Source organism: Paraburkholderia sp. CI3 (assembly GCF_050436505.1).
In the GTDB taxonomy this organism is placed as follows: Bacteria; Pseudomonadota; Gammaproteobacteria; order Burkholderiales; family Burkholderiaceae; genus Paraburkholderia; species Paraburkholderia tuberum.
The window spans coordinates 870,922-894,927 of sequence record NZ_JBNDMI010000004.1 but is presented as its reverse complement, the minus strand read 5'-3'; the positions used below and the strand labels follow the sequence as shown (position 1 = coordinate 894,927).

Sequence of the window (24,006 nt, the reverse complement as noted above, 5' to 3'; positions counted from 1 at the left end):
GATCATCCCCGGTGTTGTTGGCTCGCGAGAACCTCGGAGCGCAGATGGTTTGCGAAGTCCTGCGAGTCGGCCGTTTCGGTTGCCCCCACCATCATCTCGGCACGCAGGCGATCGTAGTCGCCTTTCGGTACGGGAACCGCGTTGCGGTCGCCGAGATCGGGGAGGCGGATCCGGTATGTCTCGCGCGTGGTGAAAGCGGCGATCGCGGCCACGACACAGATGCCGAATGTCAGGGCTCCGATCTTCAGCGGAATATTCGCGGAGCCGGGGGGCGCGACCGCGACGAAGAATGCCGGGAGAAGCGCGGAAAGCGTCGTCCCGACGTTCTGCCCGATGGCCATCCCGGACACGCGCACGCGCGTGTGGAACAGTTCCGGGAAGAGGCTTGGGAATACGCCGTTGAAGCCCTGATAGGCAATGCCCCACATGAGTACCGAGAGAATCATCGCCAGCCACAGGTTATGGATGCTGATCGCGTACAGATACACAAACGAGAGCAGTCCCGCGCTGAGCGTGCCGACAAGAACTGGCGGCCTCCGGCCAATCTTGTCTGAGAGGTTGCCGACGTAGGGGATCAGAACCACCGCGCAGATATTACCCAGAACAGGAATCCACAGATACACGCCAGAAGGGAAGCCGATGCCGTACGCCGGCTGAACCGCGTAGGCGGCACCGAAGACCGCGGCGACCAGGGCGATCACGGCGGTAAGCGCCATGCAAACCACGCGCAGGATATCGTCCCAGCTCTGCCGGAATACTTCGACGACCGGCGAGGCGGGAACTTCGCCGTGTGCGCGCTCCTCGGCGAAGGCCGGGGTCTCGTCGACTTCGCGGCGAATGATGTAAGCCACAATCATGACGACGATGCTGAGCAGGAACGGAATCCGCCAGCCCCAGGAGGTGAACTGGTCCCTGGGCATGAAATGCGCGAGAGGCAGGAAGACCGCTGCCGCGAGGAGCTGTCCGGCCTGCACTCCCTGGAGCGTAAAGCTCGCGAAGTAGCCGCGCCGGCCGAACGGTGCGTGCTCGAGAATCATCGAGCTGGCACCGGAGAGCTCCCCGGCGACCGCGAAGCCCTGGATGAGGCGCAGAATCACGAGCAGCACCGGAGCCCAGATCCCGACCTGCTTATAAGTTGGCAGGATCCCGACGGCCATTGTCGACAAGCCCATCACGAACATGCAGAGAATCAGCACCGTCTTGCGGCCATGGCGGTCGCCCCAGTGCCCGAGCACGACGGCGCCCACTGGGCGGGCGATATAGCCGACACCGAAGCTCGCCAGTGAAGCGATGATCGCGACCGTTGGGTTGTCAGATGGAAAGAAGAGTTGCGGGAACACCAGCGACGCCGCGGTTGCATAGATGAAGAAGTCGTAATACTCCAATGCCGAGCCAATCCAGCCGCTGGCCGCGGCTATCTTCGACTGGCGCTTGCCGTGAGGCCTAACCAGGGTGTTCGGTTTCATGATTCGTCTCCGTTTTGATTGACTTTCTGTTGGTGCTTGTCTATTGTTGTAACACCGTTCCATTAAGAATCATGTTACGTCAATTATGAGAGTTGTCAAGGGTGCAGTTGACCGGTCGCTACAGGCGATCGAGTTGCTCGCAAGAGAAGCGCGATGGATGCGTATGTCGGACATCGCCGCGGAACTGGAGCTGGAAAAGGGGCCCGCTCACCGGGTGCTCGCGCAACTGTGCGAGCAGGGGTGGGCGGAACAGGATGAACAGACGTCCCAGTACCGTCTGACCTTGAAGCTGTCCTTGCTGGGTCAGCGTTACCTGCATGGGCTCGGGTTACCGGGTCTGGTGCAGCCCATCCTCGATGAAGTCGCAGCCCAGTGCCGCGAGCTGGTCCGGTTGACGGTCGTCAACGAAGGAACGCTCGCGTGGCTCGCGTCGTCCCAGGGCGCGGCGCCTGGCCTGATGTATTCGCCGTCGATGGACAAGCCCATCGTCTTGCACGCCACGGCCAACGGAAAGGTATGGCTGGCGACCATGTCCAACGACGAGGCGATTGAATGCGCGTTGCGCGGTGGACTCGGCAAAGCGGCCGCCGGCGGCGCATGCGCGCCGAAGGCCATCAGCAGCGTCGAGCAGCTGATTCCGGAGTTGGAGCGGACCCGGCAGCGTGGCTACGGTCTCGTTGTCGAAGAGGCCGAGCCGGGCGTCGCGGCTCTCGCGGTGCCGGTGCGTTCGCTGACTGACGGCGCGGTGGTCGGCACGATGAGTATTGCCGGACCGGTCATGCGGGTTCGGCCGGAGCGTTACGACGCCTTTTACGCGCAACTGCAGGAAGCGTCCGAGAAGCTCGGTGCCGTATGGCCGCGCCAGAGCGTCGGTGCGCATGCAAGCGAGGCGGCATGAACGCGCCGGGCGCGGCTCAGGCGCTCGAGCGACTCACCGCGTTCGATGAACACGCAGCACGTATCCTCGTCGCGGCGCGCCGGCAAGGCACGCTCGTGGAGCGCCTTCCCATCGAGCTGCGGCCCGCGAATCTGGACGAGGGTTTCGCGATCCAGCAACAGGTGGGCGATCAGCTCGGCCGGCAGGCTGGCGCGTGGAAATGTGCGCTGCCGCCGGCGGGCAAACTCATCGCCGCACCAATCAATGACGCCGTCATCCATCGAGGCGCCCAATGCCGCATTCGCGCCATGCCTGGGCAGTCCTGGGTAAGGGCAGAGCCTGAACTCGCCTGTTTGCTGGCTCGCGATCTGCCGCCACGGCGTGAAGCGTATGGCGAAGCCGAGGTGCTCGACGCTCTCGGGAATGTTCACCTCGCGCTCGAACTGCTGGGCAGTCGCTATGCGCATCCGGAGGCGCTGACGTTTCCTGAATTGCTGGCGGACGGTCTGTTCAACGCCGGTCTTGTCATTGGGCCACGCGTTCGATTGCACGAGGGCGCGACGCCGGCCGATCTCCCGGTCCAATTCACCGTCAGTCTGACTCGCGCCGGACACGACACGGTCAGTTTTGCTGGCCGCCACCCTGATCGCAGCGTGCTCGCGCCGATCGTGTGGCTCGTCAATTTTCTCCGCGTCCGCGGCCTTGGATTGCATGCCGGCCAGGCGGTGATCACGGGCTCTTACGCGGGCGTGCTCGAGTTACCGATTGGTTGTGAGTTGCATATCGGCTTCGGTGATCTCGGCACGTTGCCGATACTTTTTTTGTCTTGATAGGAGTCTTCAAATGCGTCTCGTCCGTTTCGGCCAGCCTGGTCAGGAGCATCCCGGTGTCATCGATTCGAGCGGCGCGATCCGCGATCTGACCGGCGTCGTCGACGACATCGACGGAACGACTGTTTCGCCTGCCGCCCTTGCGAAGCTGAGCGAACTCGATCTGAATCGCCTGCCCGTCGTGGAAGCGGGCACGCGCCTCGGCGCCTGTATCGGCAATGTCCGTAACCTCGTGTGCATTGGTCTGAACTACACCGACCATGCCGCCGAAACCGATACGCCGATCCCGCGGGAACCTGTCGTGTTCAACAAGCATACGGGTTCGATCAGCGGTCCGAACGATCCGGTCATCTTGCCGGCAGACGCACAAAAGCTGGATTGGGAGGTCGAACTGGGCGTGGTAATCGGCAAACCCGCCTGGCAGATCGATGAAGCCACCGCGCTCGATCATGTGGCGGGTTACTGCCTTGCCAATGACGTTTCCGAACGCGCGTATCAGCTCGAACGCGAAGGCCAGTGGACCAAGGGCAAAAGCGGCTTCTCTTTTGCGCCGCTCGGCCCGTGGCTCGTAACGCGTGATGAAGTGCCCGACCCGCAGGTGCTCGACCTGTGGCTCGACGTCAACGGCACACGTCGTCAGACCGGCAACACACGCACGATGATCTTTAACGTCGCGCATATCGTGGCGTATCTCAGCCGCTTCATGCCGCTGATGGCTGGCGACGTCATTATTACCGGGACGCCTCCCGGTGTCGGCCTCGGTCAGAAGCCGCCCATCTTTCTGAAAGCGGGCGACACCATGACCCTCGGCGGCAGCGGACTCGGCGAGCAGAGCCAGAAGGTCGTGCGGTATGCGGATTCGCTTGGCACGGCATGGGGCCGTGGCGAATATCCGTTGGCACGATAAAACGATTCGATCTGTAGAAGGAGGAGATATGAGCCTTGCTGGAACGGGCGTCGTCGCAATCTGGCATGACCTGCTGCCGGAAGCGAAGGATGAATTCTACGAGTGGCACAACCGCGAGCACATGCCGGAACGCGCCGGGATTCCGGGGTTCAGGCGCGGGCGGCGCTACATTGCGCTGGATGCGGGCCCCGAGTACTTCAATCTGTATGAAGCCGACACCGTGGAGGTGCTCGGCGCGCAGGACTACCTGCTTCGGCTCAATTCGCCGACGCCGTGGACGAAGCAGGTCGTCCCCTCGTTTCGCAGCGTGGCCCGCTCGATCTGCCATGTGGCGTATTCCGACGGCGTGGGGCAGGGCGCCAATCTCATGACGGTGCGCTTCGACGTGCCTTCCGCAGCGCGGGCCGATGTCGTGAAGGGATTGCGTCAACGGGTCTTGCCGCCGCTCGCCGACCGGCCCGGGATCACGGGCGTGCACCTGTGTCTGGCCGATGAGGCCGTCAGCAAGGTCGAAACTGCTGAGAAGAAGGCGCGTTCGGAAGGCACCCAGGTGCCGACATGGATCGTGATGATCGAAGGATGCCGTGCCGACTACGTCCGCACAACAGTGGACGCTTTCCTTGCCGGGCTCACTGCTTTGCCAGGGGCCGCTGCGGTTGCGCCGGACTCCACGCTCTATCAACTCGAGTACACGCGCTGCAAAACGCCGTGGAGCGCTGGCTGAAACGTCGTTTGAACACGGCTGCACCGCGCGCAATGCGACGTCGTGCAGCCGATCCTGAAACCGTCGTTACGCATTGAGAAACGAAGGAGCAGTTCCATGTCGTCCCCTGTTGCGGGCAAGTCCGTCGCATCGACCGCGGCCAGACCGGTTCGCGTCATTCGACTCAATCCCGCTGACGATGTCGTCATCGCCCTCGATCAGCTCATGTCCGGCACGGTGCTGGATGAGGAAGCGGTGACGGTCTCGGGATTGATCCCGCCCGGTCACAAAGTGGCGACACGCGACATCGGTGAAGGTGAAGCGGTGCACCGTTATGGCCAGATCATCGGCTTTGCGAGTCAGCCGATCCGCGCGGGGCAGCACGTTCACACCCATAATCTCGCGATGGGCGAATTCGCCCGTGACTACGCATTCAGTCAGGGCGTACGTGCCACTGTCCCGTCAACTGAATCGGCGACATTTCGCGGCATTGTGCGTGAAGACGGCCGTGTGGCAACGCGCAATTACATCGGCATCCTTACCTCGGTGAACTGCTCCGCCACGGTCGCGCGAGCCATTTCCGACTATTTCCGCCGTGACATTCATCCTGAAGCGTTGGCCGCGTTTCCGAACGTCGATGGCGTCGTCGCGTTCACCCATGGTTCGGGTTGCGCTATCGACTCCGAAGGCGACGGCCTCGCGATCCTCCAGCGCACACTTGGCGGCTATGCGTGCCAACCCAACTTCGCGAGCGTGCTGGTTATCGGCCTGGGCTGTGAAACGAACCAGATTTCGCGGCTGCTCGAAACCCAGGGGCTCAGGGAACACGACCGCCTGCGAACCTTCACGATTCAGGACACCGGTGGCACGACCCTGACTATTGCAAAAGGTATCGAACTGGTTCGGCAGATGTTGCCCGACGCGAATGACGTCAAGCGGGAAACGGTTTCGGCAAGTCATCTCACCGTTGGCCTTCAATGCGGTGGGTCGGACGGATATTCGGGCGTCACGGCCAATCCTGTGCTGGGTGCAGCCGTCGATTTGCTCGTGCGGCGCGGCGGTACTGCGATTCTCTCGGAGACGCCGGAGATTTATGGCGCCGAGCACTTATTGACCCGCCGCGCGGTAACGCCCCAAGTGGGACAGAAACTGGTCGATCGCATCAGGTGGTGGGAAGCATACGCGCAGCGGCAAGGGGCGCAGATCAACAACAATCCGTCGGCGGGCAATAAGGCCGGCGGTTTGACGACCGTCCTCGAGAAATCGTTGGGCGGCATCGCAAAGGCAGGCTCCACGAACCTGGTCGAGGTGTACGAATACGCCCAGCCGGTTAAGGCGCGCGGTCTCGTGTTCATGGACACGCCTGGCTACGATCCGGTGTCGGCGACCGGCCAGGTTGCCGGCGGTGCGAACCTGATCTGCTTTACGACGGGACGCGGTTCGGCTTACGGCTGCGCGCCCTCGCCATCGGTAAAGCTCGCGACAAACACCGCACTGTGGCACCGTCAGTCCGACGATATGGACCTGAACTGCGGAGAAGTGCTGGAAGGCAGCACAACGATCGAGCAACTTGGCGCAGTGCTGTTCCAACTGCTGCTCGACGTGGCCTCCGGGAAACGCTCCCGTAGCGAGCAGCACGGTTACGGGCAAAACGAATTCGTGCCTTGGCAAATCAGCGCAATCATGTGAGCCGCTGTTGTCCGGCACAAGTAGAGCGTGCACCGCACTGATGCTCAGCAATAACCCATACCAGGTTGGAAAAAGATTAGATGCGATTGAATGACCGATCCGCGTTGCCTGACGATCTGGAGCAGGCGGTGCTCGTGGGGCGCGCGTGGTGCCCCGATATCGGCGCGCCGTGTCCTGTTGCCGTTATCGGTGGCGAACTGGTGGATGTGTCGTCGTTCGCGCTGACGACCAGCACGCTGCTTGAGCAAGCAGAAATCGGCCTTCGGCTGAAGCAAGCCGCTGCGAACCTGCCGAGACTTGCGACACTGGACCTGGTTCTTGCCAATTCCGCCTTCGATCGGCGCGATCCGTCGACTCCTTGGCTCATCGCGCCATGTGACCTTCAGGCGGTCAAGGCGAGCGGTGTGACGTTCGTCGAAAGCCTTCTGGAGCGGGTGATCGAGGAGCGCTCGGGAGGCGACGCGAGCCGGGCCGACGAAGTGCGCGCGCGTGTCATGTCAGTACTGGGCGATCGGCTCGCAAGCGTTCGCCCGGGGTCTGCCGAAGCCGAAGCGGTGCGCCACGTACTTATTCAGGAAGGAATGTGGTCGCAGTATCTGGAAGTCGGCATCGGTCCCGATGCGGAAATTTTCACGAAAGCGCAGCCCATGTCCGTTGTCGGTACCGGCAGCGAAATCGGAATTCATGAAAATTCGCAGTGGAATAACCCGGAGCCTGAAATCGTGCTGGCGGTGACCAGCCGGGCGGAAATCGTCGGCGCTGCGCTTGGGAACGACGTCAATCTCCGGGATTTCGAAGGCCGGAGTGCACTGCTGCTCGGTAAGGCGAAGGACAACAACGCGTCAGCTTCGATTGGCCCGTTCATTCGCCTCTTCGACGGTAGATTCGGTCTCGATGATGTTCGGGCTGCGGAGCTTTCGCTACGCGTAGAAGGAACAGATGGATATGTTCTGACAGGGGCGAGCTCCATGAAACGCATCAGCCGGGACCCGACAGAACTCGTTGCGCAAGCGATGGGCTCTCACCATCAATACCCGGACGGAATGATGCTCTATCTCGGGACGTTGTTTGCACCGACCGCGGATCGTAGCGTGCCAGGGCAAGGATTCACGCATCAGATCGGCGATACGGTGACGATGTCGAGCCCGCGATTCGGTGCGCTCGTCAACACGGTCAACCATTCGCATCGCATTGCGCCCTGGGAGTTTGGGGTCGGCGCACTGCTCGCCAGCATTCTTCGTGGGCATACCGGGAAAGCGGAGTCGCAGTCGCTCCATTGCCCGTGGGTCCGCTGATATTTCATTGACTATCAGCGGACCGGCGGTTGTCAACGCAGTTGTCGCGTCACTTCAGGCAACCTGCTTTAAACGCATCCTCAAACTGGACCGTTTGCGGCTGCGTGGTCCAAGCGGTGCCCATGATGAGTTCCTGATGGCAGCAACCGCGCAAAATCTGAGAAGAATGGCGAAGTGGCTCACGCCCGAAAGTAAGCCGGCAAGCCAAGGCGTCGCGTGAGGGGCGCGCGGGTCGCCGAGTGCTTCAGGTACGTCTTCCAGTCGAGCCCGGCATTGCAGATGCGGACCTCGAAAGCAGCGCCCGCAACTGGACGCCGACTTTTTCAACACAATCGGTCAGGAAGGGTCATTCCGACGCGGTGTGCAGAATTGCTGACATTCTTTCGGCCAACGGCCGAGATTTCCAAAATGGAGTTGAACGCCGACGCTCTCCACGAAGAGCATGCTGCCGGTCGACGTCAGGCTGAGACCGGCCAACATGCGTCGTTAGATGGGGCGTGCACTGCGTTGCTCGCGCGACCATTCTCGCCGCCGAAGCGGCCCACGATCCGGCGATAACAAAGGACGTCGGTGCACTGAGCGGGCGCAACGCTCGCGCATCGGATCTTGCCCGCGCGCGATGCGGCCAAGGATCTATATGAAGCTTGCGCCTCCGTTGACGGGGATCGTTTGGCCCGTGATGAATGCGTTGCCGACGACCATCAGCACGACCTCCGCGACCTCGCTCGCTTCGCCCAAGCGCCCGACGGGCAGCCTTTCTGCGACATTGGACGCCTTAAGCGGTCCAGCCATTTCGGTGTCGATCGGTCCCGGTGCAACGGCGTTGACGGTGATCCCTTCGCGGGCGAGCCGTGCCGCATAGCCGCGCGTCAAGCCTTCGAGCCCGGCTTTCGATGCGTTGTAGTGAACGCCAACCAAGCCGGGGCCGCGGGCGGCGGCCGACGAGACGTTGACGATGCGGCCCCAGCGCCTCGCGCGCATGCCGGGCAGCACTGCCTGCGTGCAGAGAAACGCCGATTTCAGATTGACGGCGAGCGTTCGATCGAACTCCGCTTCCGCGAGATCGTCGATGTCGACGATCGTCGCGGTGCCCGCGTTGTTCACGAGCACGTCGATCAGGCCGAGGCGGTTTTCCACCTCGGCGATCATCGCTTCGACGTCGTCTCCGACCGATACGTCGGCGCATACCGCGATCGCGCGGCCTCCGGCGCGTTCGATTTCCGCGACGACGTCGGCCGCGTCGTTCTCGCGTTGCCGATAGTTGACGGCGACTGCTGCGCCGGCTGAGGCAAGCGCGATCGAAATGGCGCGTCCGATTCCGCGCGAGCCGCCGGTCACCAAGGCGACACGATCGTTTAAGTTGAGCGAATGAGCTGGCATCGTGGAACTCCTCAGTTGCGGGGGGCAGAACCGGTTGTGGCCTCGTCTGCGAGGCGTGGTGTCGCCGAGCGAGGCGTTGCCGGAAAGCATCCTAGTTTGCCCCCTTCAAAGCGTCTTCGCCGGAAAGTCGCCCTCTTGCTTTCATCGATCTTTCGGCCGTTCTGGCTTGCGGATTCAACCGGTCGATGCAACACAATAGAAGCTGCGTGAGGCAGTGACCAGCCACTTTCGGACGTTCACCCATTCGCTCAAACGGACGTTCGAACGGCGGCTTTCAGGAAGCGGACGGAGAGAGCGGCAAGAAGCATTGGTCGCCGGCAAAAGCGATAGAATGCCCGCTCTGCAAAAGACAATATTGACGGGGTAGACGGCATGGAGCGGCCGGGCGCGCAGCGTTGGCATGAGCAAACGTTTCCAGGTGTCTTTCGCGGACAACCTGAGAAGGAGCAGGCGCTCCTCCGGATATGCTTGGGCATGGTCGTGTTGATCGGCTATATCGCCGTCGCCGCGCTCCAACGCACGGCCGCCGCGTATGACACTCTGGGCGTGGTTTTCGCATACGTCGTATTCGGCGTGGCGACATACGTAGCCGCGGCCGCCGCGACAGTTCGGCCGCGCCTTCGATTGACGGTCACCACCATTGCAGACCAGGCGCTCGTCGTGACTGCCCTGGCGCTCGGCGGGCGCGTGGCGCTGCCCTTGCTCTGGGTCGTGTTCTGGTTCCTTGTGGGTGCCGGTTGCCGCCACGGCAAGCGGCCGTTGCTACTTTCATGTGCAGTTGCGCTTGCAGGCGTCGTGATTTTGATGCGCGTCGAGCCGTGGTGGAGAGAAAACCTCGCGGTGGGATTGGGCATCATGCTCAGCATCGCGGCGACTTCCGTGTACTTGATGGCCCTCGTGCATCGGCTCGAACGACAGGCGTCGACGGACCCTCTGACAGGACTCAGCAACCGCACTCGCCTCGAGCAGGCGATCGCTAAAGCGACTGCGGCGCGAGACGACGATAAAGGACAGTCTGTCTTGCTGTTCATCGATCTCGACGGCTTCAAGTACGTCAATGACGCTTATGGGCATGCGGTGGGTGATGAACTGTTGCAGTGCTTCGCCAACGGTCTGCAGACACGCATTCGCCGCGGCGATACGGTTGCCCGCCTGGGAGGCGACGAGTTCGCGGTGCTCGCCCGCCACGTGCATGGCGACGCCGGCGCGCGCGCGATTGCCGACGGTATTCACGACATCCTTCATGGGCTTCGAGAGATCGGCGGTCATCCCGTCGCCGTATCGGCCAGCATTGGCGTGCGCATGCTCGGTGCCAATAGCGCGGACGGACGTCTTGATGTACACGCCCTGATGCGCCAGGCCGATAGCGCGATGTATCGCGCCAAAGCGAACGGGACGGACAAAACCTCATTCTTCGATGAGACGGGTGCCGGCGTGTAAGCGGATAGGGTTCCCGGCGGTGCCCTGCTCGTGTTGGCGAGCGCATTTGATGCAGGTGCAGGGCCGCGGACGCGGCCGGGCGCGCGTTGCACGACGAAGTGCGCGAAGCGGCCAGCGGGACCGTCGCGCGCTTCGCGGTCGGCTTGACGGATGGCATTTCGAAGCTGGCCGTCCATGCCATTCTTGCGGGCGTGCTGGACACGCCTTCGCTACCGCTGCTCTGCCACGAAGGCGAAGCGGAAGACCTGCTGACGGAACTGGCGCATCACCATCTGGATCTCGTGCTGTCCAGCCAGGCCGCGCCGCACAACTCGAATCTGCGTCTATCCAGCGAGCGCCTGATCGCTTCGCCGATCGACTGGTACGGGCCGGCCGCCGTGGTGCGAAAAACGCATGTCGATCACTTTCCGCAATGCCTCGCGTCGCGCGGCATGGGCGTGTTTCCGCTCGCGGCGTTCGGCGCCGAGCGCAACGATCCCATGCATCACGGCTTGCGCTGGCTCGGCCGCTCGCCGGAAGTGAAGGAGGAAATACACGCAATCGTGTCGCGGCGCGGGCGGCATCATCCTTTGACGCAAAAGGTGTTGAGTGCGGCGCATGCGTGAGCGCGTTCGTGATCACGAAAAAGAAGGTTCGGTTTTTCCGAAGCTGCATTTCCGTTATTTCTGCTTTTCCTCGACGCCTCCTCACCGTACTCTTGAGCCGTACCCACGAAGGAGGTGTCTCATGCAAGTCCTGTTCAAGTCCCGCGACCGTGAAGCCGTCCGTCTGCGCAGCTTCGCGCGCCAACGCATCCGGTTCGTGTTTCGCCGCATGGACTGGCTGATTTCGAAGGCAACCGTCAGCATGTCAGACATCAACGGCCCGCGCGGTGGACTCGACAAACGCTGCCAGGTGCAGGTGCAGACGCCCGATGCGACGCCTGTCGTCGTGACGTCGATCGCCAGAGACTGGCGCGGCGCACTCGATCTCGCGCTGGCCCGCGCGGCGCGTTCGATCGTCCGCAGGCAGCAGGCGCGCATTGCGACTCGGGGTCCCCGTGATTTTGATGCCGTTTACCGGGGTAGCGGCCTCCAGGCGCGACAAGGCCTGGCGGACTGCCCCTAAAACAATGCCGCTCGATTTGTTCTGGAAGGCTCGGATAGCAACGCACCGCTGGGCGCTACCTATCACCGGAGCTTGGCGGCCGCGGGGTAATTCGCTTCCTGGCATTGCCATATCGGGCCCCTCAGTCGGTTGCAACCGGCGAACGCGGCGACGAATTGCCGGGACGTCGCCGCGATAAAGGCGAGATCGATTGTGCGACTGCAGTCGATACCCACGAAACAGCGTACTGCCGGCTTTCCACCAACATCCGTTGGTAAAGTAGTGAACGAACGACCGCAGTACTTCAGGAAGAGACGGTGGCAAGAGCTGCTGTCGAATGACATAAAGGTCGATGGGCGACCCTTGCACGGTTCCATTTCTCGGCTCGCAAGGCGCGATCGGCCCAATGGAACTATCGCATTGCGATCATCGTCAGCGCAGCTGTATCGCGGACGACGCCGGCGCCTTAGTCGGGTTCCGCCTGATACCAACGATCGACCTGACGCTGCGCCGCCTGCGGATCCTCCGGGTAGTGTGGATCGAACCATGGTGATGGGTCGTAGCCCGCTTTCCTCAGGGCCGCCAGTTCGCTCCGGCTTCGCTCAGGGGTGGGAGGGAGGGGCGTTGTTCCTGAGCGCGGCCAGGTCGCGGCATTGCGCAGCGTTTAATGGCGGCAAGCTTTGCGATATGCCGCCCGCAGCGCAGCCAGCGAGCGAAAGAATCAACGCAGGAAGCGCCGGCCAGATCCTCGGCGAGTTCTTCATGGCCCAATTTCCTCCAATGAAGCGTTGAAGTTTGATCGAGACTGAGCATTGTCCTTCGAATCAAGCCCACCGTTTTGCTGGAGCCTATTCATTTATCGCCGCTGCTCAATTCGTAGTGCTTATGCGAGTGTGTGGCCATCCGGCCGGGTGCGGCCATCGCCACCCACCGGCACGTGCTCTCACGAGGACATTCGAACGTCGCGTTCACATCGGAAACGGCCCCGCCTAAACGTTGAACAGTTCGCTACGCGCCGCGTCCATGATCATCGCGACAGCCGGGTGGCTGATGTGGCGCTCGATAGAGATTGCAAAAAATTCCTCGACGATCGAATTGATCTGCCCGACTATCGTCAGGTTGTGCTCTGTCTGCAACTGGCTTTCGAGCACGGTTGGCGCGAACAGCAGGCCGCGGCCTTCGCGGCCGAATGCCATGGTCATCGCTCCGTCGTCGAACTCGCCGACGATGCGCGGCGAAATGGCGTGCGAGGCGAGCCAGTGATCCAGCTTGCGCCGCACGGCGGATTCCGTGCCGGGCAGTAGCACAGGCAGCTTGTCGAGCGACATCGGGAAGCGTTTTTTGCTGCTTTGAATCAGCGCCTGGGTTCCGAAGCAGCTTAGCGTCGAACGTCCGAGGCGGTGATTGAACGCCTTGATGTTGACGTCGACGGGAATGGGGGCGTCCGCGATGATCAGATCGAGGCGGTGCACGGCCAGTTGCGCGAGCAGCGCGTGCAGTTTGCCTTCGTGACAGATCATGCGCAGCGACGCCGACGCGCTCAGCGCGGGTTCCAGCAGCCGGTACGCAATCGCCTTGGGGACCGAATCCGCGATCCCGACGCGAAACCGCGTTTGCGCACCGGATTCGCTTTCGCGCCGCACAGCGCTTTCGAGTTCCGAACCTAACGAAAATATCTCGTCGGCGTAGTCGAGCGCGAGGCGCCCCGCATCGGTCAGTTCGAGCGTGCGGCCGGTTTTCCTGAACAGCTTCTTATCCAGCGCCTCTTCGAGAAGCTTGATCTGGCCACTGAGCGTTTGCGGCGTGATGTGCAACTGTTCGCCCGCGCGCACGATGCCGCCCGCGCGAGCCGCGACCCAAAAGTAATAGAGATGCTTGAAATTCACGAACCCTCCACCGATTACCGAAAGATACGTTTTTCTCGAAGTATCAACAATAAAAATACGAATTTTATGTTGACATGGGTTCAGTTAGATTGAGACCTCGCCCCGAAGCGTCGGCGGGCGTTTCATGACAGCTGACAGAGGTGACATATGGCATCGGTTGCAGAATTGCTGCGTGCGAAAGCTTCCCGGACAGTGTGGTCGATCGAGGCATCCGCTTCGGTTTGCAACGCGATATCGCTCATGGCTCACAGGGAGGTTGGAGCGCTCATCGCCGTGCACGACGGGCGCATAGCCGGCATCGTGACGGAGCGCGATTACGCCCGGAAGATCGTTCTGATGGAACGCTCGTCAACGAATACGCCTGTGCGCGACATCATGTCGACGGCGGTGCGTTATGTCAGCCCGAAGCAGACGACGGACGAGTGCATGGCGATCATGACAGAACATCGGATTCGCCATCTGCCTGTGCTCAGCGCAGGGCAGGTGACAGGAATGGTGTCGATCGGCGACCTGATCAAGAACCTGATTTCCGAGCAGGAACACACCATCCGGCAACTGGTGCACTACATCCACGGCAACGGTTTTCACGCCGCTTTTGATGGATCGAAGGCACAACCGGCGGCGAGCTTGCGTAGCTAAAAATATTACTGTTCGTAATGTATTTGCGCGCGCAAATGGAGCGCGTTGCGGGCAGTTTCGCGACTCATCGAAAGAGGTTTTTATGTACACGCAAATCATCAACAAATTACGACGTGCTGCCGGTGCAGTCACGCGCGGGACGGCCGCGCTCGGTCTGGCGGGGCTGCTGGCGCTGGGCGCCGTGGCGTCGAACGACGCCGAGGCGAAGCGCGTAGGCGGGAGTCAAAGCATCGGGCGGCAGTCGCAGACGGCGTCGCCGTCTGGACAAGCGCAGCGAAGCCAACAGGCACAGCCGGCACAACAGGCCGCGCAGGCGCCAGCTGCGGCAGCGGGTAACCGCTGGATGGGCCCGCTGGCTGGTCTCGCTGCGGGCCTTGGGATTGCAGCATTACTGTCGTCGTTTGGCCTGGGCGAAGGGCTGGCGCAGATGCTGTCGAATGCGTTGCTGATCGGGGCGGTGATTTTCGCCGGCGTGATGCTATTCCGCTTTATCGCCAACCGGCGTCGTCCGGATCTTGCCTATGGACACGGTCCCGTGAACCGCCAGCAAACGAACGGCTCACGGTTTCTGAATCAGATCCCGCAAGCGCGGCCTGAAGCGAACTTGCGGGGCTGGCCGAACGCGGCGATGGGTTCGACCGGAGCAGCGGACACGGAGAGGACAACGGGACGACCACTCGAGCAGGATCAGGCGGCGTTTCTCGTATCGGCAAAGACCTTGTTCATGCGCCTTCAAGGCGCATGGGACCGGAACGAGCAGGGTGACCTGTTCGAATTGACGACGCCGGAGATGTTCGCGCAAATCAAGCGGGACCTCGAAGCTCGGGGTCGCCAGGTGAGTCATACGGAAGTCACGCAACTTGACGCGGAAGTGCTTGGCACAGAACGCAATGCGGATGAAACGCTGGTTAGCGTTCGCTTTTACGGTCAAATGCGGGAAGACGATGCGCCGACTGCCCAGCCGTTCCAGGAAGTCTGGAACATGGTCAGCGACGCACGTGGCAACCAGGCGTGGCGACTGGCCGGCATTCAGCAAATTGACGGATGAGAGCGTAGTTGAAACCGGCAGCGGCCTGCTGCCGGTTACTCGTGAGGGTGGTGCGCGCCGCGGAACTACCTGAGACCAACCTTTCGCCAGCGACCGTGCGTGAGAAGGTCGAGCGCCACTTGCGGAGTGGCAAACGCTGGGCGCATCAGGCGATAGTCGGCCATGTGCGGACGTTCCCTTGAACGGTACGAATGTCAGGTGATGGCTGGCGGACCGGTCACTCGAGATCGCAGCCTGAGCAACGGCGGTCGCCACCTTCGAAGTCTCGACGAACAGGCCCTCCAACCCACCGCTAGTCGTCCTAGACGGATAACCGAGCATCTCAATGATCGCGAAGCGGCCGAAACCGTGAACTCGGTGCTCACGGCCGACGGACATCCGACAGTACTTAGCTTCTCTAGCGACGCTGAGTCACAGCGATGCCGTTGTATATCAGTTCGCGCCCGAGAAAATTGCTCTCCAGCCAGTTGCGTGCCACCTTGCCTGTGGTCGGCATCTCGAGCTCGTGCGCAAGATCGTCGGAGCTTGTTGAAATATCGCGGTGAGTCGCGGTGAAGAACCTGTCCGAGACGTCTTTTAATGTTAGCGAGTAACAGTTGACGACAGCCTCAATGAAAGATCGGCGCGCGGCTGGATGTTCGAGCAGGACAGCGATATGAGCCTCGATAGTACTTTTGTCCAGTCCGTCGTTGGTCTCTGCCGCTCGAAAGCAAAGGCCAAGAATACACAGGCCAAGTGCATAGCCACCGACGAATATCGGGTTCTCCTGTTGCAGTCGATCCAGGAAGGCCACCAAGTGGCGGCTACTCCCCTCCGTAATCAGGCCCTTGTTCATGATCACGCCAGCGAGCCACTGCGCGGGGTCTGAGGACAGGACGGTCGCGATCGCAAGTGGATCAGGGTGCTGTTGCAGATACGCGGCAATTTTTTTACTCGGGAGGGGAGAACGAACGAGGCAATCTGCCGCTAAATATTCCTGGATTGTCAGGTGCGAGAACTCATAGGTTTCGAAGCCCACTTCAACGATGATCCCCGTATGAGATTCGATCTCCTCTGCAACGATTGCAGCTTCGTTTTCAGGCAAGTCGAACCTACGCCGAATCTTCTTATAGACGGATTCCAAATCGCGGCGGGAGAACACTTTCAGCTTATTGATGTAAGTGAACTCGAAGGCAAGGACTGACAAAAAGCGCAGCTTCTTATCGGCACCGAAGTCGGAGTAGCGCGAGTTGCGTGTGATGCCGCGCTCGCGGTCCCACTCTCTGATGGACAACTGCGTAATCAAGCCGTAGATCTCGTATGGCTGCTCGGGCAGATAGCCCCCGAGGTGAAACAGGTTGAGCATATGCGCGAGGAAAAGCGGCCGACGCGCGAGATCTTGCAGGGCATGTTTGCGCAAGTCTATAAGGAAGGTCTGGGCCTTTTGGCCAAGCCAAGCAGTGGCAAAGGCCTCGATGTCCTCGTCGCTGAGGTCGCAAACCTCTAACGTACTGAGGTAGCCCAGTTGGCCCACACGCTCACCACTTCGGCAGGTAACGATCGCGCGGTAGTGTTTGCTGGCGGCCATGAGCTCGCCAATGTCGGACTCGACGCGACTGCGCAAAGGAGGGTTTACCTCGTCGAGGCCATCAAGGAAAACAATCGCGTGCAAGTCATTGAGTCTGCGAGGCACCGCCCACTCGATCCGTCCCGAACTGCAGATCGTGCGCTTAACGTTGCGGGTCCGTGTTTGCCCGTTGTCCTCGTACTGGGTGGTTGTTAGCTCGTCTGTTTTCGGTTCTAGGCCAAGGAAGTCCGCCAGCATTGTCAGCACGGGGTTTTGCAAGTCGTCCAGTCGATTGCATTCACGTAGTCGTACCAAGACTGGCGTTTTCGGCAAGGTCGTGTTGCGTATGTCAGCCAGTACCGCCCTGCACAAGCGCTTTAGCGTAGTCGTTTTGCCAGCGCCCGGCGGCCCGATGATCAATGCGTGCGAAGTGGCTTCTAGCAATTGCAGCTCGGTAAGAATGTTCTTTTGCTGTTGCGCGCGGCGGAATTTGCGTGGGGTACCTGAAAAGTTCAGGCCAATGGTTTGGGTTTCGACATCGCGAGCCGCAGGCATCGTCGAGAACTGAACCTGAGCGCTCCAGTTGCGGACACGGTCAAGGTGCGCGGCAAGTGCTGTTTCCTCCACCTCGGCCGGAACCTCCTTCTTTCCTTGAGCCTCGGGCTTTGGTAGCGCATCGAATAGCCCAAGACTGAGCAGCGCTGCAGTAAACGACGCCGAAGTCGCACACGCATATGCCGTCCATGACGGATCTCGACGGAACCCAACCACATCGCTGATGCCGCGTACTGCCAGCACCGGAATGTCTCCGGTCGCACGTCGAGCCGCCTCGTAGACTCCGGGCAACTCCATTTCCACTGCCTTTATGGAGCGGGCAGAATCGGTGAGCCAACGCTCTAGGACGGCAGGATCTTTCAGCAGCATGTTGCCTGATGCCATCGCCGCCGCAAGCGCTCTTGGCGGACGGGACGCGAGTTCAGGCGTACGGAAGTTGGCTGAGATCGCCTGGCGAACTCGCGCCTGCCAAGCCTCGTCGCCCTTGAATGAGTCGTCCGAAACCGCTACCGGCGGGCGGTTCATGGCAAGCCTCGTAGGGCTGTTCCAGTCTCCAAGGCGTTCCTCGATCGCTGGCAGGCGGACAATCAGATCTTGCACGGCTCGATGGGCGGGGCCGCCACGAACGTCAAGTTCGGTCTTGCCTCCCGCAATTGCCGCAGTCAGGCTGAAGTCATGTAGCCGTGTCGCAAGAACAACGTCGCCTAGGCTGAACTCGGTCTCGGGCACAGCGCCTCCAATGCCGACTAGTACAACCCACGCGGGCGTGAGGTCGGCAATTAAGTCACTGGCTGCGGACTGAGCCGCAAGGTGCCCTTGCTCCACCGTGCGTAGAAGTGCCACGCGATAGGTTTGGCCATTCGCTGCCTCGATCTCAGAAATATCGTAAGTTCGCCGCCCACGGCACTCAAAACGGGGTGGGAAGTAACGCAAAAGGGCGCGGAATTCGTCCTCTCTCATCGTGACGACAGCGAAGTCAATGGTTCCCGCCAAGGTCGCTGCCTGGTATTCGCGTCTCATCCGGCCCCTCCCTAGAGTCGTTGCAGTGGTCCTTGCCCGCGTGCCGCCTGAGGCCACAGTTCACGACCTGTCGCTTCATCTTTGCAAACCATTCAACCGATTCTCGCAGGTCGATACCGTTTGACATAGCAGTGTTCTCGCGTGTGGCGTCGGTCGCGGCGTTTCCAAGTGTATAGGGTCTCCATCGTACTTCGCGATTAGATTGGTTGCTTTGCTGAGGCCACAGGCCACCGCAATGAACCTTCTGGGATCCCTGTCAGCGCTGGAACTTGGCCAAGTGCGCGCTCCACCTATCAGCCAATCACCGGATGAGTCATTCAGTCCCCAACGCTGCCCACCGTGTGGGTCCGCACTGGGTGATTCAACAGTCAGCTTGCATCGCTGGGTTGTTGGGTGCGAGGCGAATGGCTGGTTGTTGCTGCAATGCGCTCATTCACTACCAAGATGCCAAACGGCTGCAGTGGGTCGATGCCGGCCTCTCGTTGCCACGCATGCCGCTCGCTCAACATACGCAATCACCGATCCAGGCACGACGCCGACAGCCACATCGGTCCCGCCGATGCCCCACCTTTCTGGCCTAAAATATCTCAAAAGAGCATCCGCCCGGGGGCATCATGAAAGCACTTATCGTTGCTGCGACATTGACGGCTGGCTGTTCCCTCGCCTACGCGCAGACTTACCCGCAGGAAGCGCTGGCTGACCAAAGCATGGGGGCCTATAGAGCGCAATTGGAAGCGCAGAAGCAACAGATCGAACTCCAGAACGAACAACTCCAATTACTGAAACAACAGCGCGACCTGGATTTGGTGAGGCAGCAGCGCGAACTGAATTCGCTGAGACAACAGCGCCAATTCGACTTGCTGAGACAGCGGCGCTAAATCGCTGTGAGGCGCGGCACCCGCCTCAAGATCCGGCTTGGCAACGGCCATTGCAGCGCCGAACGCTCAGTCTGTGTGGCGCCACTGGAGGGCATCAGGCGTTGAAGTCCTATATGCAAGTAAAGCATTCCTGCTCGCACCAGCCGAACGTCGCGACCGAGATCGTGTTCGAAGCGGGGAGGAACTGCTTGTAATATCGATCGAGGGCGGCGGGGCGCATCAGCGCAAATGTCCCCGCCGAAGGTCGCTCTCGCGCGCGGCGACCGCTCACATGACGTGGACGAGATTAATGTAACTGCTTCTTCAGATCGCTCAGTTCGGCGGGGACGGGCAAAAATAGCCTTCCACCTCGCCCCGACGGCCATAGCCATAAGTAAAGCGGACCCATCATCGGCTTTTTTATTGCTTTACCCGCTCCTCGTTCTACCCGACAGTAACCTCAGCGCGCCGCCACGGCAGCTTGCAGCCGAAACGCGATTGATCAGTGCTGACGGCTACCTACGACAATGATGACCTGCATTGCAGAAAATCTGCGGGTCCGGGAGACGAGACGATGAGTCATGTGGAAGCTCCCAATAGCAAAGATATCGATGTCTGGTTATCTAAATTATCAGAAAGACAAGGCATCGAGATGAAGCCTTCAATTAATGATTAGATCCCGGATTGCTTTTTATATTTAACCGACATTCATACTGGATTCGATATGTCTAACCATGTGATTTTGCCGCGCATCCTCCAGGTCGGCGCCAACGCCAGCGAGACAGTTCCCACGGTTCTGGCGACTCTCGGCTGCAGTCGACCTCTGATCATCACCGACAAGATGATGGTGCAGCTGGGCTATGCCGGGCGCATTCAGGAAAATCTCGCCGCCAATGGCATGACAGCCGAAATTTTCGCTGATACGGTCCCCGAGCCCACGGTTGACTCGATTCGAGCTGGCGTGGAGAAGGCTCGCGCAGGAGACTACGACAGCATCATTGCACTGGGCGGCGGCAGTCCGATCGACAGCGCCAAGGCGATTGGCATTCTTGCCAGGCATGGTGGAGAAATGCGCGACTATAAATTTCCGCGCATTGTTGCCGAGGTTGGGTTGCCCATTATCGCGGTGCCCACCACTGCGGGAACCGGCTCGGAAGTGACCCGTTTCACGATCATCACTGACGAGCAGAACGACGAAAAAATGCTCTGTGTGGGCATCGGCTTCATGCCCGTGGCAGCCTTGGTCGACTATAACCTGACCCTCAGCCTGCCGCCGCGCGTCACCGCCGATACGGGTATTGATGCGCTGACCCACGCGATCGAGGCCTACGTCAGCCAGAAAGCCAACCTGTACAGCGACAGTCAGGCCCTGGCGGCCATGCGCTTGATTGGCCCCAATCTGCGTAAAGCCTATCGATCCGGCCAGGATACAGCCGCCCGCGAAGCCCTGATGCTCGGTTCGACGCTCGCCGGTGTGGCGTTCTCCGCTGCATCCGTGGCGCTGGTACACGGCATGAGTCGACCGATCGGCGCTTTTTTCCACGTTCCCCATGGCCTGTCCAACGCCATGCTGCTACCCAGTGTGACCGCGTTCTCGATCCCGGCGGCGGAAGAACGCTACGCTGATTGCGCTCGTGCCATGGGCGTGGCCGACAGGCAGGACAGTACGCAGACCGCCAATGCCAGGTTGCTCGCTGAATTGCGGTCGATCAACGCTGACCTTCAGGTGCCGACGCCCGAACAATTTGGTATCGACCGCGAGCGCTTCTTCAGCTTAATGCCGACCATGGCACAGCAGGCTCTGGCCTCTGGCTCGCCTGGCAATAACCCACGCGTGCCCTCGGTCGCCGAAATGGTCGAGCTCTACCGCGGTCTGTGGTAAGCGAACTCCCCCTCAAAAAAACCGCATCTGATCTGTCGAAGTGACGGTCATTCAGATGCAACAACAACTCTTGCCATCGGAAGGCAAAACCCTGTTCCCATCGCCCGTTTTTGCGGCACTTAGAACCTGTTCCAATCCCAGCAAGGAGTATGAAATGCAGCCTTTCAAGGACGACGCAGACGTGGTTCACTTCATCAACGGTCGCCGCGTGCCTGGCTCAGGCACTCGAACGCAGCCGATATTCAACCCCGCGACCGGTTCTCCTGCACGCGTGGTGCACCTCGGCGACGCGTCCGACGTAAGTGCCGCAGTAGCGTCAGGGACACGGGCATTCCAGGGATGGAGCAATACGCCACCCATCCGTCGCGCGCGCGTCATGCGCCGCTTTCTCGAACTGATGAACCAGCACAAGGACGAGCTGGCAGCGATCATGACGGCCGAGCATGGAAAAGTGTTCAGCGATGCGCAAGGCGAAGTAGCACGGGGCATTGATGTGATCGAGTTTGCCTGCGGCATCCCGCAATTGCTGAAGGGCGACCATACGGAACAGGTGTCGACCGACATCGACAACTGGACGACCCGGCAACCCCTCGGCGTTGTCGCGGGAATCACGCCTTTTAACTTTCCGTGCATGGTTCCTTGCTGGATGTTTCCGATCGCGATCGCCGCAGGCAATGCGTTCATTCTGAAGCCCAGCGAGCGTGATCCGTCAGCTTCGCTCTACATGGCCCGCCTGCTGCAGGAAGCCGGGTTGCCTGACGGAGTGTTCAACGTCGTTCAGGGGGACAAGGTAGTCGTGGACGCACTACTCGAGCATCCTGACGTAAAAGCGATCAGTTTCGTCGGTTCGACGCCGATTGCCAACTACATCTACGAGACGGGGGCAAAGCACGGAAAACGGATCCAGGCGCTTGGCGGAGCGAAGAATCACATGGTTGTGATGCCCGACGCTGACATTGATCAAGCCGTCGACGCTTTGGTCGGCGCAGGCTACGGCTCCGCGGGTGAACGGTGCATGGCGATCTCGGTCGCAGTCCTCGTAGGCGACGTTGGGGACAAGCTGATTCCGCGGCTCGCTGATCGAGCACGCTCCGTAATAGTAAAGAACGGCATGGAGGCCGACGCCGAGATGGGGCCGATCGTCACACGTCAGGCGCTGGAACGCATTGAAAACTACATCGCGATTGGCGTCGAAGAAGGCGCGTCGCTGGTTGTCGATGGACGTGGCCTCAAAGTTCCGGGGCACGAGGAAGGCTTTTTTACCGGTGCCACGTTGTTCGACCACGTCACACCCGAGATGCGCATCTATCAAGAGGAAATCTTCGGACCGGTGCTGTCCTGCGTCCGTGCGAAGGACTTTACAGAGGCCGTCGACCTGGTCAACGCGCACGAATTCGGCAATGGCGTCGCCTGTTACACTCGCGACGGACACATCGCGCGCGAGTTCGGCCGGAGAATTGAGGTTGGAATGGTTGGCATCAACGTACCGATCCCGGTACCGATGGCGTGGCACGGATTTGGCGGCTGGAAGCGTAGCTTGTTCGGGGACACGCACGCGTATGGCGAGGAAGGCGTCCGGTTCTATACGCGTCAGAAGTCAATCATGCAACGCTGGCCGGAGAGTATCGAGCAAGGTGCCGAATTCGCGATGCCGACGGCGAGGTAGTCTTTCCACTGCAAAACCCGCTACAGCTCCCGTGCTGCCACACCCCGGCACGGGAGAGCACACCACCGGTCCTGAAGTCGCAGGCCTTCAAATCCGAACGGAAGCGCCCGACATCATGCGTCGCGGCGAATGTCGACAACCGTTCGACCGCTCAGCTTTCCATCCATCATTTGCACGGCTGCCTCCGGCACGTCGTGCAACGCTATCAGGTGCGTGAGTTCGGCAAGCTTTGCTCGATCCAGATCCGCAGCGAGCCGATTCCACGCTATCTGACGATGAGCGATCGGACACATGACCGAGTCAATGCCCAGCAGTTTTATACCGCGCAGAATGAAAGGCGCAACGTTCGCCGGGAACTCCATGCCTTGCGCGAGACCACACGCCGTCACGACGCCGCCATATTTCGTCTGTGCGCATGCGTTGGCAAGCGTATGCGAGCCGACAGAATCCACAACCGCCGCCCAGCGCTCTTTCTGCAACGGCTTGCCGGCTGTCGACAGCGTGTCCCGATCGACCACATCGGCGGCGCCGATACGCTTCAGAAAATGCGCCTGCTCCGGCTTGCCCGTCGACGCCACGACCGTAAATCCCCAACTGCTCAATAGCGAGATTGCCACGCTGCCCACCCCGCCGCTCGCGCCGGTCACGAGCACTTCACCGTCGGCCGGCTTGACACCGGCCTGTTCCAGCGCAAGGCAGGATAGCATCGCCGTGTAGCCGGCCGTCCCGATTGCCATGCTTTCGGCCGTTGATAGTCCCTGCGGTACTGCAATCAGCCAGTCGGCCTTCAGGCGGGCTTTCTCTGCGAGGCACCCCCAGTGTGTTTCGCCGAGGCCCCATCCGTTGACGAGGACAATATCGCCCGCTTTCCAGCGAGAATCTGTCGATGTCACCACCTCACCGGCGCCATCGATACCCGCGACCAGTGGCCAGGCGCGCACGACCGGACCGCGGTTCGTGACCGCTAGCGCGTCCTTGTAGTTAAGCGTCGAGTGCGCGATACGAATGAGCACTTCGCCGGCTGCGAGGGGATGCTCATCGAGGGTTCGGTCATCGAGGCTGGTAACCCCGGCCGAAAAACCGTTGTCATTCTGCTGCAGATAAAGGGCTGAAAAAGCCATGCTTGTCCTCTCTGACGGTGAACGCAGGCGGGCAGGCAAGGCGAAATGGTACATCCGGACAACATAAACCATGCAAGGATGTACCACTACGCCCGATGCCTGACGGCTTGCAC

General features: G+C 60.8%; 19 protein-coding genes and 2 pseudogenes. 15 read left to right on the top strand and 6 right to left on the bottom strand.

Annotated features, from left to right (window positions below; genetic code table 11):
• Positions 1 to 2: 2 nt before the first annotated feature.
• Positions 3 to 1,466: an MFS transporter gene (locus OKW29_RS25600; protein ID WP_429293070.1), complete on the bottom strand. Its 1,464-nt coding sequence runs from the start codon at positions 1,464 to 1,466 to the stop codon at positions 3 to 5.
• Between the two features lie 85 nt (positions 1,467 to 1,551).
• Here OKW29_RS25600 and OKW29_RS25595 point away from each other — a divergent pair, with 85 nt between their 5' ends.
• From OKW29_RS25595 to OKW29_RS25565, 7 genes are all read left to right on the top strand, one after another.
• Positions 1,552 to 2,364: an IclR family transcriptional regulator gene (locus OKW29_RS25595; protein ID WP_429293069.1), complete on the top strand. Its 813-nt coding sequence runs from the start codon at positions 1,552 to 1,554 to the stop codon at positions 2,362 to 2,364.
• Positions 2,361 to 3,173, top strand: a complete 813-nt coding sequence (locus OKW29_RS25590; protein ID WP_429293068.1) for a 2-keto-4-pentenoate hydratase — start codon at positions 2,361 to 2,363, stop codon at positions 3,171 to 3,173. The genes OKW29_RS25595 and OKW29_RS25590 overlap by 4 nt, the downstream gene beginning before the upstream one ends.
• 13 nt (positions 3,174 to 3,186) lie before the next feature.
• Entirely contained in the window at positions 3,187 to 4,080 is an 894-nt protein-coding gene (locus OKW29_RS25585; RefSeq protein WP_429293067.1) for a fumarylacetoacetate hydrolase family protein, read from the top strand.
• The gene (locus OKW29_RS25580) at positions 4,055 to 4,804 is read left to right on the top strand and encodes a hypothetical protein (RefSeq protein WP_429293066.1); all 750 of its coding nucleotides are present in this window, start codon (positions 4,055 to 4,057) and stop codon (positions 4,802 to 4,804) included. The genes OKW29_RS25585 and OKW29_RS25580 overlap by 26 nt, the downstream gene beginning before the upstream one ends.
• A 96-nt stretch (positions 4,805 to 4,900) precedes the next feature.
• Positions 4,901 to 6,472, top strand: coding sequence for a UxaA family hydrolase (locus OKW29_RS25575; RefSeq protein WP_429294931.1), 1,572 nt, complete (start codon positions 4,901 to 4,903; stop codon positions 6,470 to 6,472).
• A gap of 80 nt (positions 6,473 to 6,552) precedes the next feature.
• Positions 6,553 to 7,767 (top strand): fumarylacetoacetate hydrolase family protein, encoded by a 1,215-nt coding sequence (locus OKW29_RS25570; RefSeq protein ID WP_429293065.1) that lies wholly within the window; start codon positions 6,553 to 6,555, stop codon positions 7,765 to 7,767.
• 7 nt (positions 7,768 to 7,774) lie between these two features.
• The gene (locus OKW29_RS25565; protein WP_429295025.1) at positions 7,775 to 7,987 is read left to right on the top strand and encodes a hypothetical protein; all 213 of its coding nucleotides are present in this window, start codon (positions 7,775 to 7,777) and stop codon (positions 7,985 to 7,987) included.
• Positions 7,988 to 8,400: 413 nt separating this feature from the next.
• Here the strand turns inward: OKW29_RS25565 and OKW29_RS25560 are convergent, their stop codons facing one another.
• On the bottom strand, positions 8,401 to 9,147 hold the full coding sequence (locus tag OKW29_RS25560; protein WP_429293064.1) for an SDR family NAD(P)-dependent oxidoreductase: 747 nt from the start codon (positions 9,145 to 9,147) through the stop codon (positions 8,401 to 8,403).
• A 474-nt stretch (positions 9,148 to 9,621) separates the two neighbouring features.
• On the opposite strand from OKW29_RS25560, the gene OKW29_RS25555 reads away from it, so the two are divergent.
• From OKW29_RS25555 to OKW29_RS25545, 3 genes and pseudogenes are all read left to right on the top strand, one after another.
• Positions 9,622 to 10,587: a diguanylate cyclase domain-containing protein gene (locus OKW29_RS25555; RefSeq protein ID WP_429293063.1), complete on the top strand. Its 966-nt coding sequence runs from the start codon at positions 9,622 to 9,624 to the stop codon at positions 10,585 to 10,587.
• Positions 10,588 to 10,664: 77 nt separating this feature from the next.
• Positions 10,665 to 11,192: pseudogene (locus tag OKW29_RS25550) on the top strand (LysR family transcriptional regulator); the annotation flags it as partial.
• 121 nt (positions 11,193 to 11,313) lie between these two features.
• Entirely contained in the window at positions 11,314 to 11,694 is a 381-nt protein-coding gene (locus OKW29_RS25545; protein ID WP_429294930.1) for an HPF/RaiA family ribosome-associated protein, read from the top strand.
• 445 nt (positions 11,695 to 12,139) lie between these two features.
• Here the strand turns inward: OKW29_RS25545 and OKW29_RS25540 are convergent.
• Together OKW29_RS25540 and nhaR are read right to left on the bottom strand one after the other, a co-directional pair.
• A pseudogene (locus OKW29_RS25540) lies at positions 12,140 to 12,437 on the bottom strand (hypothetical protein).
• A gap of 225 nt (positions 12,438 to 12,662) precedes the next feature.
• Positions 12,663 to 13,559, bottom strand: a complete 897-nt coding sequence (gene nhaR / locus OKW29_RS25535) for a transcriptional activator NhaR (RefSeq protein ID WP_429293062.1) — start codon at positions 13,557 to 13,559, stop codon at positions 12,663 to 12,665.
• Positions 13,560 to 13,706: 147 nt separating this feature from the next.
• Between nhaR and OKW29_RS25530 the strand changes: the two genes are divergently transcribed.
• Positions 13,707 to 14,198: a CBS domain-containing protein gene (locus tag OKW29_RS25530; RefSeq protein WP_429293061.1), complete on the top strand. Its 492-nt coding sequence runs from the start codon at positions 13,707 to 13,709 to the stop codon at positions 14,196 to 14,198.
• 82 nt (positions 14,199 to 14,280) lie between these two features.
• Positions 14,281 to 15,246, top strand: coding sequence for a Tim44 domain-containing protein (locus tag OKW29_RS25525; protein WP_429293060.1), 966 nt, complete (start codon positions 14,281 to 14,283; stop codon positions 15,244 to 15,246).
• 397 nt (positions 15,247 to 15,643) lie between these two features.
• Here OKW29_RS25525 and OKW29_RS25520 read toward each other — a convergent pair whose 3' ends face one another.
• Positions 15,644 to 18,367 carry a hypothetical protein gene (locus OKW29_RS25520; RefSeq protein WP_429293059.1) on the bottom strand — a complete coding sequence of 908 codons (2,724 nt, stop codon included), beginning with the start codon at positions 18,365 to 18,367 and terminating at the stop codon, positions 15,644 to 15,646.
• Between the two features lie 614 nt (positions 18,368 to 18,981).
• Here OKW29_RS25520 and OKW29_RS25515 point away from each other — a divergent pair.
• The 3 genes from OKW29_RS25515 (at position 18,982) to OKW29_RS25505 (ending at position 22,772) form a co-directional block, all read left to right on the top strand.
• On the top strand, positions 18,982 to 19,245 hold the full coding sequence (locus OKW29_RS25515) for a hypothetical protein (RefSeq protein WP_187610030.1): 264 nt from the start codon (positions 18,982 to 18,984) through the stop codon (positions 19,243 to 19,245).
• A 703-nt stretch (positions 19,246 to 19,948) separates the two neighbouring features.
• The gene (locus tag OKW29_RS25510) at positions 19,949 to 21,106 is read left to right on the top strand and encodes an iron-containing alcohol dehydrogenase (protein WP_429293058.1); all 1,158 of its coding nucleotides are present in this window, start codon (positions 19,949 to 19,951) and stop codon (positions 21,104 to 21,106) included.
• A 154-nt stretch (positions 21,107 to 21,260) separates the two neighbouring features.
• On the top strand, positions 21,261 to 22,772 hold the full coding sequence (locus OKW29_RS25505) for a CoA-acylating methylmalonate-semialdehyde dehydrogenase (protein WP_429294929.1): 1,512 nt from the start codon (positions 21,261 to 21,263) through the stop codon (positions 22,770 to 22,772).
• A 113-nt stretch (positions 22,773 to 22,885) separates the two neighbouring features.
• Here OKW29_RS25505 and OKW29_RS25500 read toward each other — a convergent pair whose 3' ends face one another.
• Entirely contained in the window at positions 22,886 to 23,893 is a 1,008-nt protein-coding gene (locus OKW29_RS25500; protein WP_429294928.1) for an MDR family oxidoreductase, read from the bottom strand.
• Between the last annotated feature and the right edge of the window lie 113 nt (positions 23,894 to 24,006).

Bases quoted from the DNA above. Each gene is read 5' to 3' on its own strand.
- OKW29_RS25600 (WP_429293070.1), bottom strand. From the start codon at position 1,466: ATGAAACCGAACACCCTGGTTAGGCCTCACGGCAAGCGCCAGTCGAAG.
- OKW29_RS25595 (WP_429293069.1), top strand. From the start codon at position 1,552: ATGAGAGTTGTCAAGGGTGCAGTTGACCGGTCGCTACAGGCGATCGAG.
- OKW29_RS25590 (WP_429293068.1), top strand. From the start codon at position 2,361: ATGAACGCGCCGGGCGCGGCTCAGGCGCTCGAGCGACTCACCGCGTTC.
- OKW29_RS25585 (WP_429293067.1), top strand. From the start codon at position 3,187: ATGCGTCTCGTCCGTTTCGGCCAGCCTGGTCAGGAGCATCCCGGTGTC.
- OKW29_RS25575 (WP_429294931.1), top strand. From the start codon at position 4,901: ATGTCGTCCCCTGTTGCGGGCAAGTCCGTCGCATCGACCGCGGCCAGA.
- OKW29_RS25570 (WP_429293065.1), top strand. From the start codon at position 6,553: ATGCGATTGAATGACCGATCCGCGTTGCCTGACGATCTGGAGCAGGCG.
- OKW29_RS25560 (WP_429293064.1), bottom strand. From the start codon at position 9,147: ATGCCAGCTCATTCGCTCAACTTAAACGATCGTGTCGCCTTGGTGACC.
- OKW29_RS25555 (WP_429293063.1), top strand. From the start codon at position 9,622: ATGGTCGTGTTGATCGGCTATATCGCCGTCGCCGCGCTCCAACGCACG.
- OKW29_RS25545 (WP_429294930.1), top strand. From the start codon at position 11,314: ATGCAAGTCCTGTTCAAGTCCCGCGACCGTGAAGCCGTCCGTCTGCGC.
- OKW29_RS25530 (WP_429293061.1), top strand. From the start codon at position 13,707: ATGGCATCGGTTGCAGAATTGCTGCGTGCGAAAGCTTCCCGGACAGTG.
- OKW29_RS25525 (WP_429293060.1), top strand. From the start codon at position 14,281: ATGTACACGCAAATCATCAACAAATTACGACGTGCTGCCGGTGCAGTC.
- OKW29_RS25520 (WP_429293059.1), bottom strand. From the start codon at position 18,367: ATGAGACGCGAATACCAGGCAGCGACCTTGGCGGGAACCATTGACTTC.
- OKW29_RS25515 (WP_187610030.1), top strand. From the start codon at position 18,982: ATGAAAGCACTTATCGTTGCTGCGACATTGACGGCTGGCTGTTCCCTC.
- OKW29_RS25510 (WP_429293058.1), top strand. From the start codon at position 19,949: ATGTCTAACCATGTGATTTTGCCGCGCATCCTCCAGGTCGGCGCCAAC.
- OKW29_RS25505 (WP_429294929.1), top strand. From the start codon at position 21,261: ATGCAGCCTTTCAAGGACGACGCAGACGTGGTTCACTTCATCAACGGT.
- OKW29_RS25500 (WP_429294928.1), bottom strand. From the start codon at position 23,893: ATGGCTTTTTCAGCCCTTTATCTGCAGCAGAATGACAACGGTTTTTCG.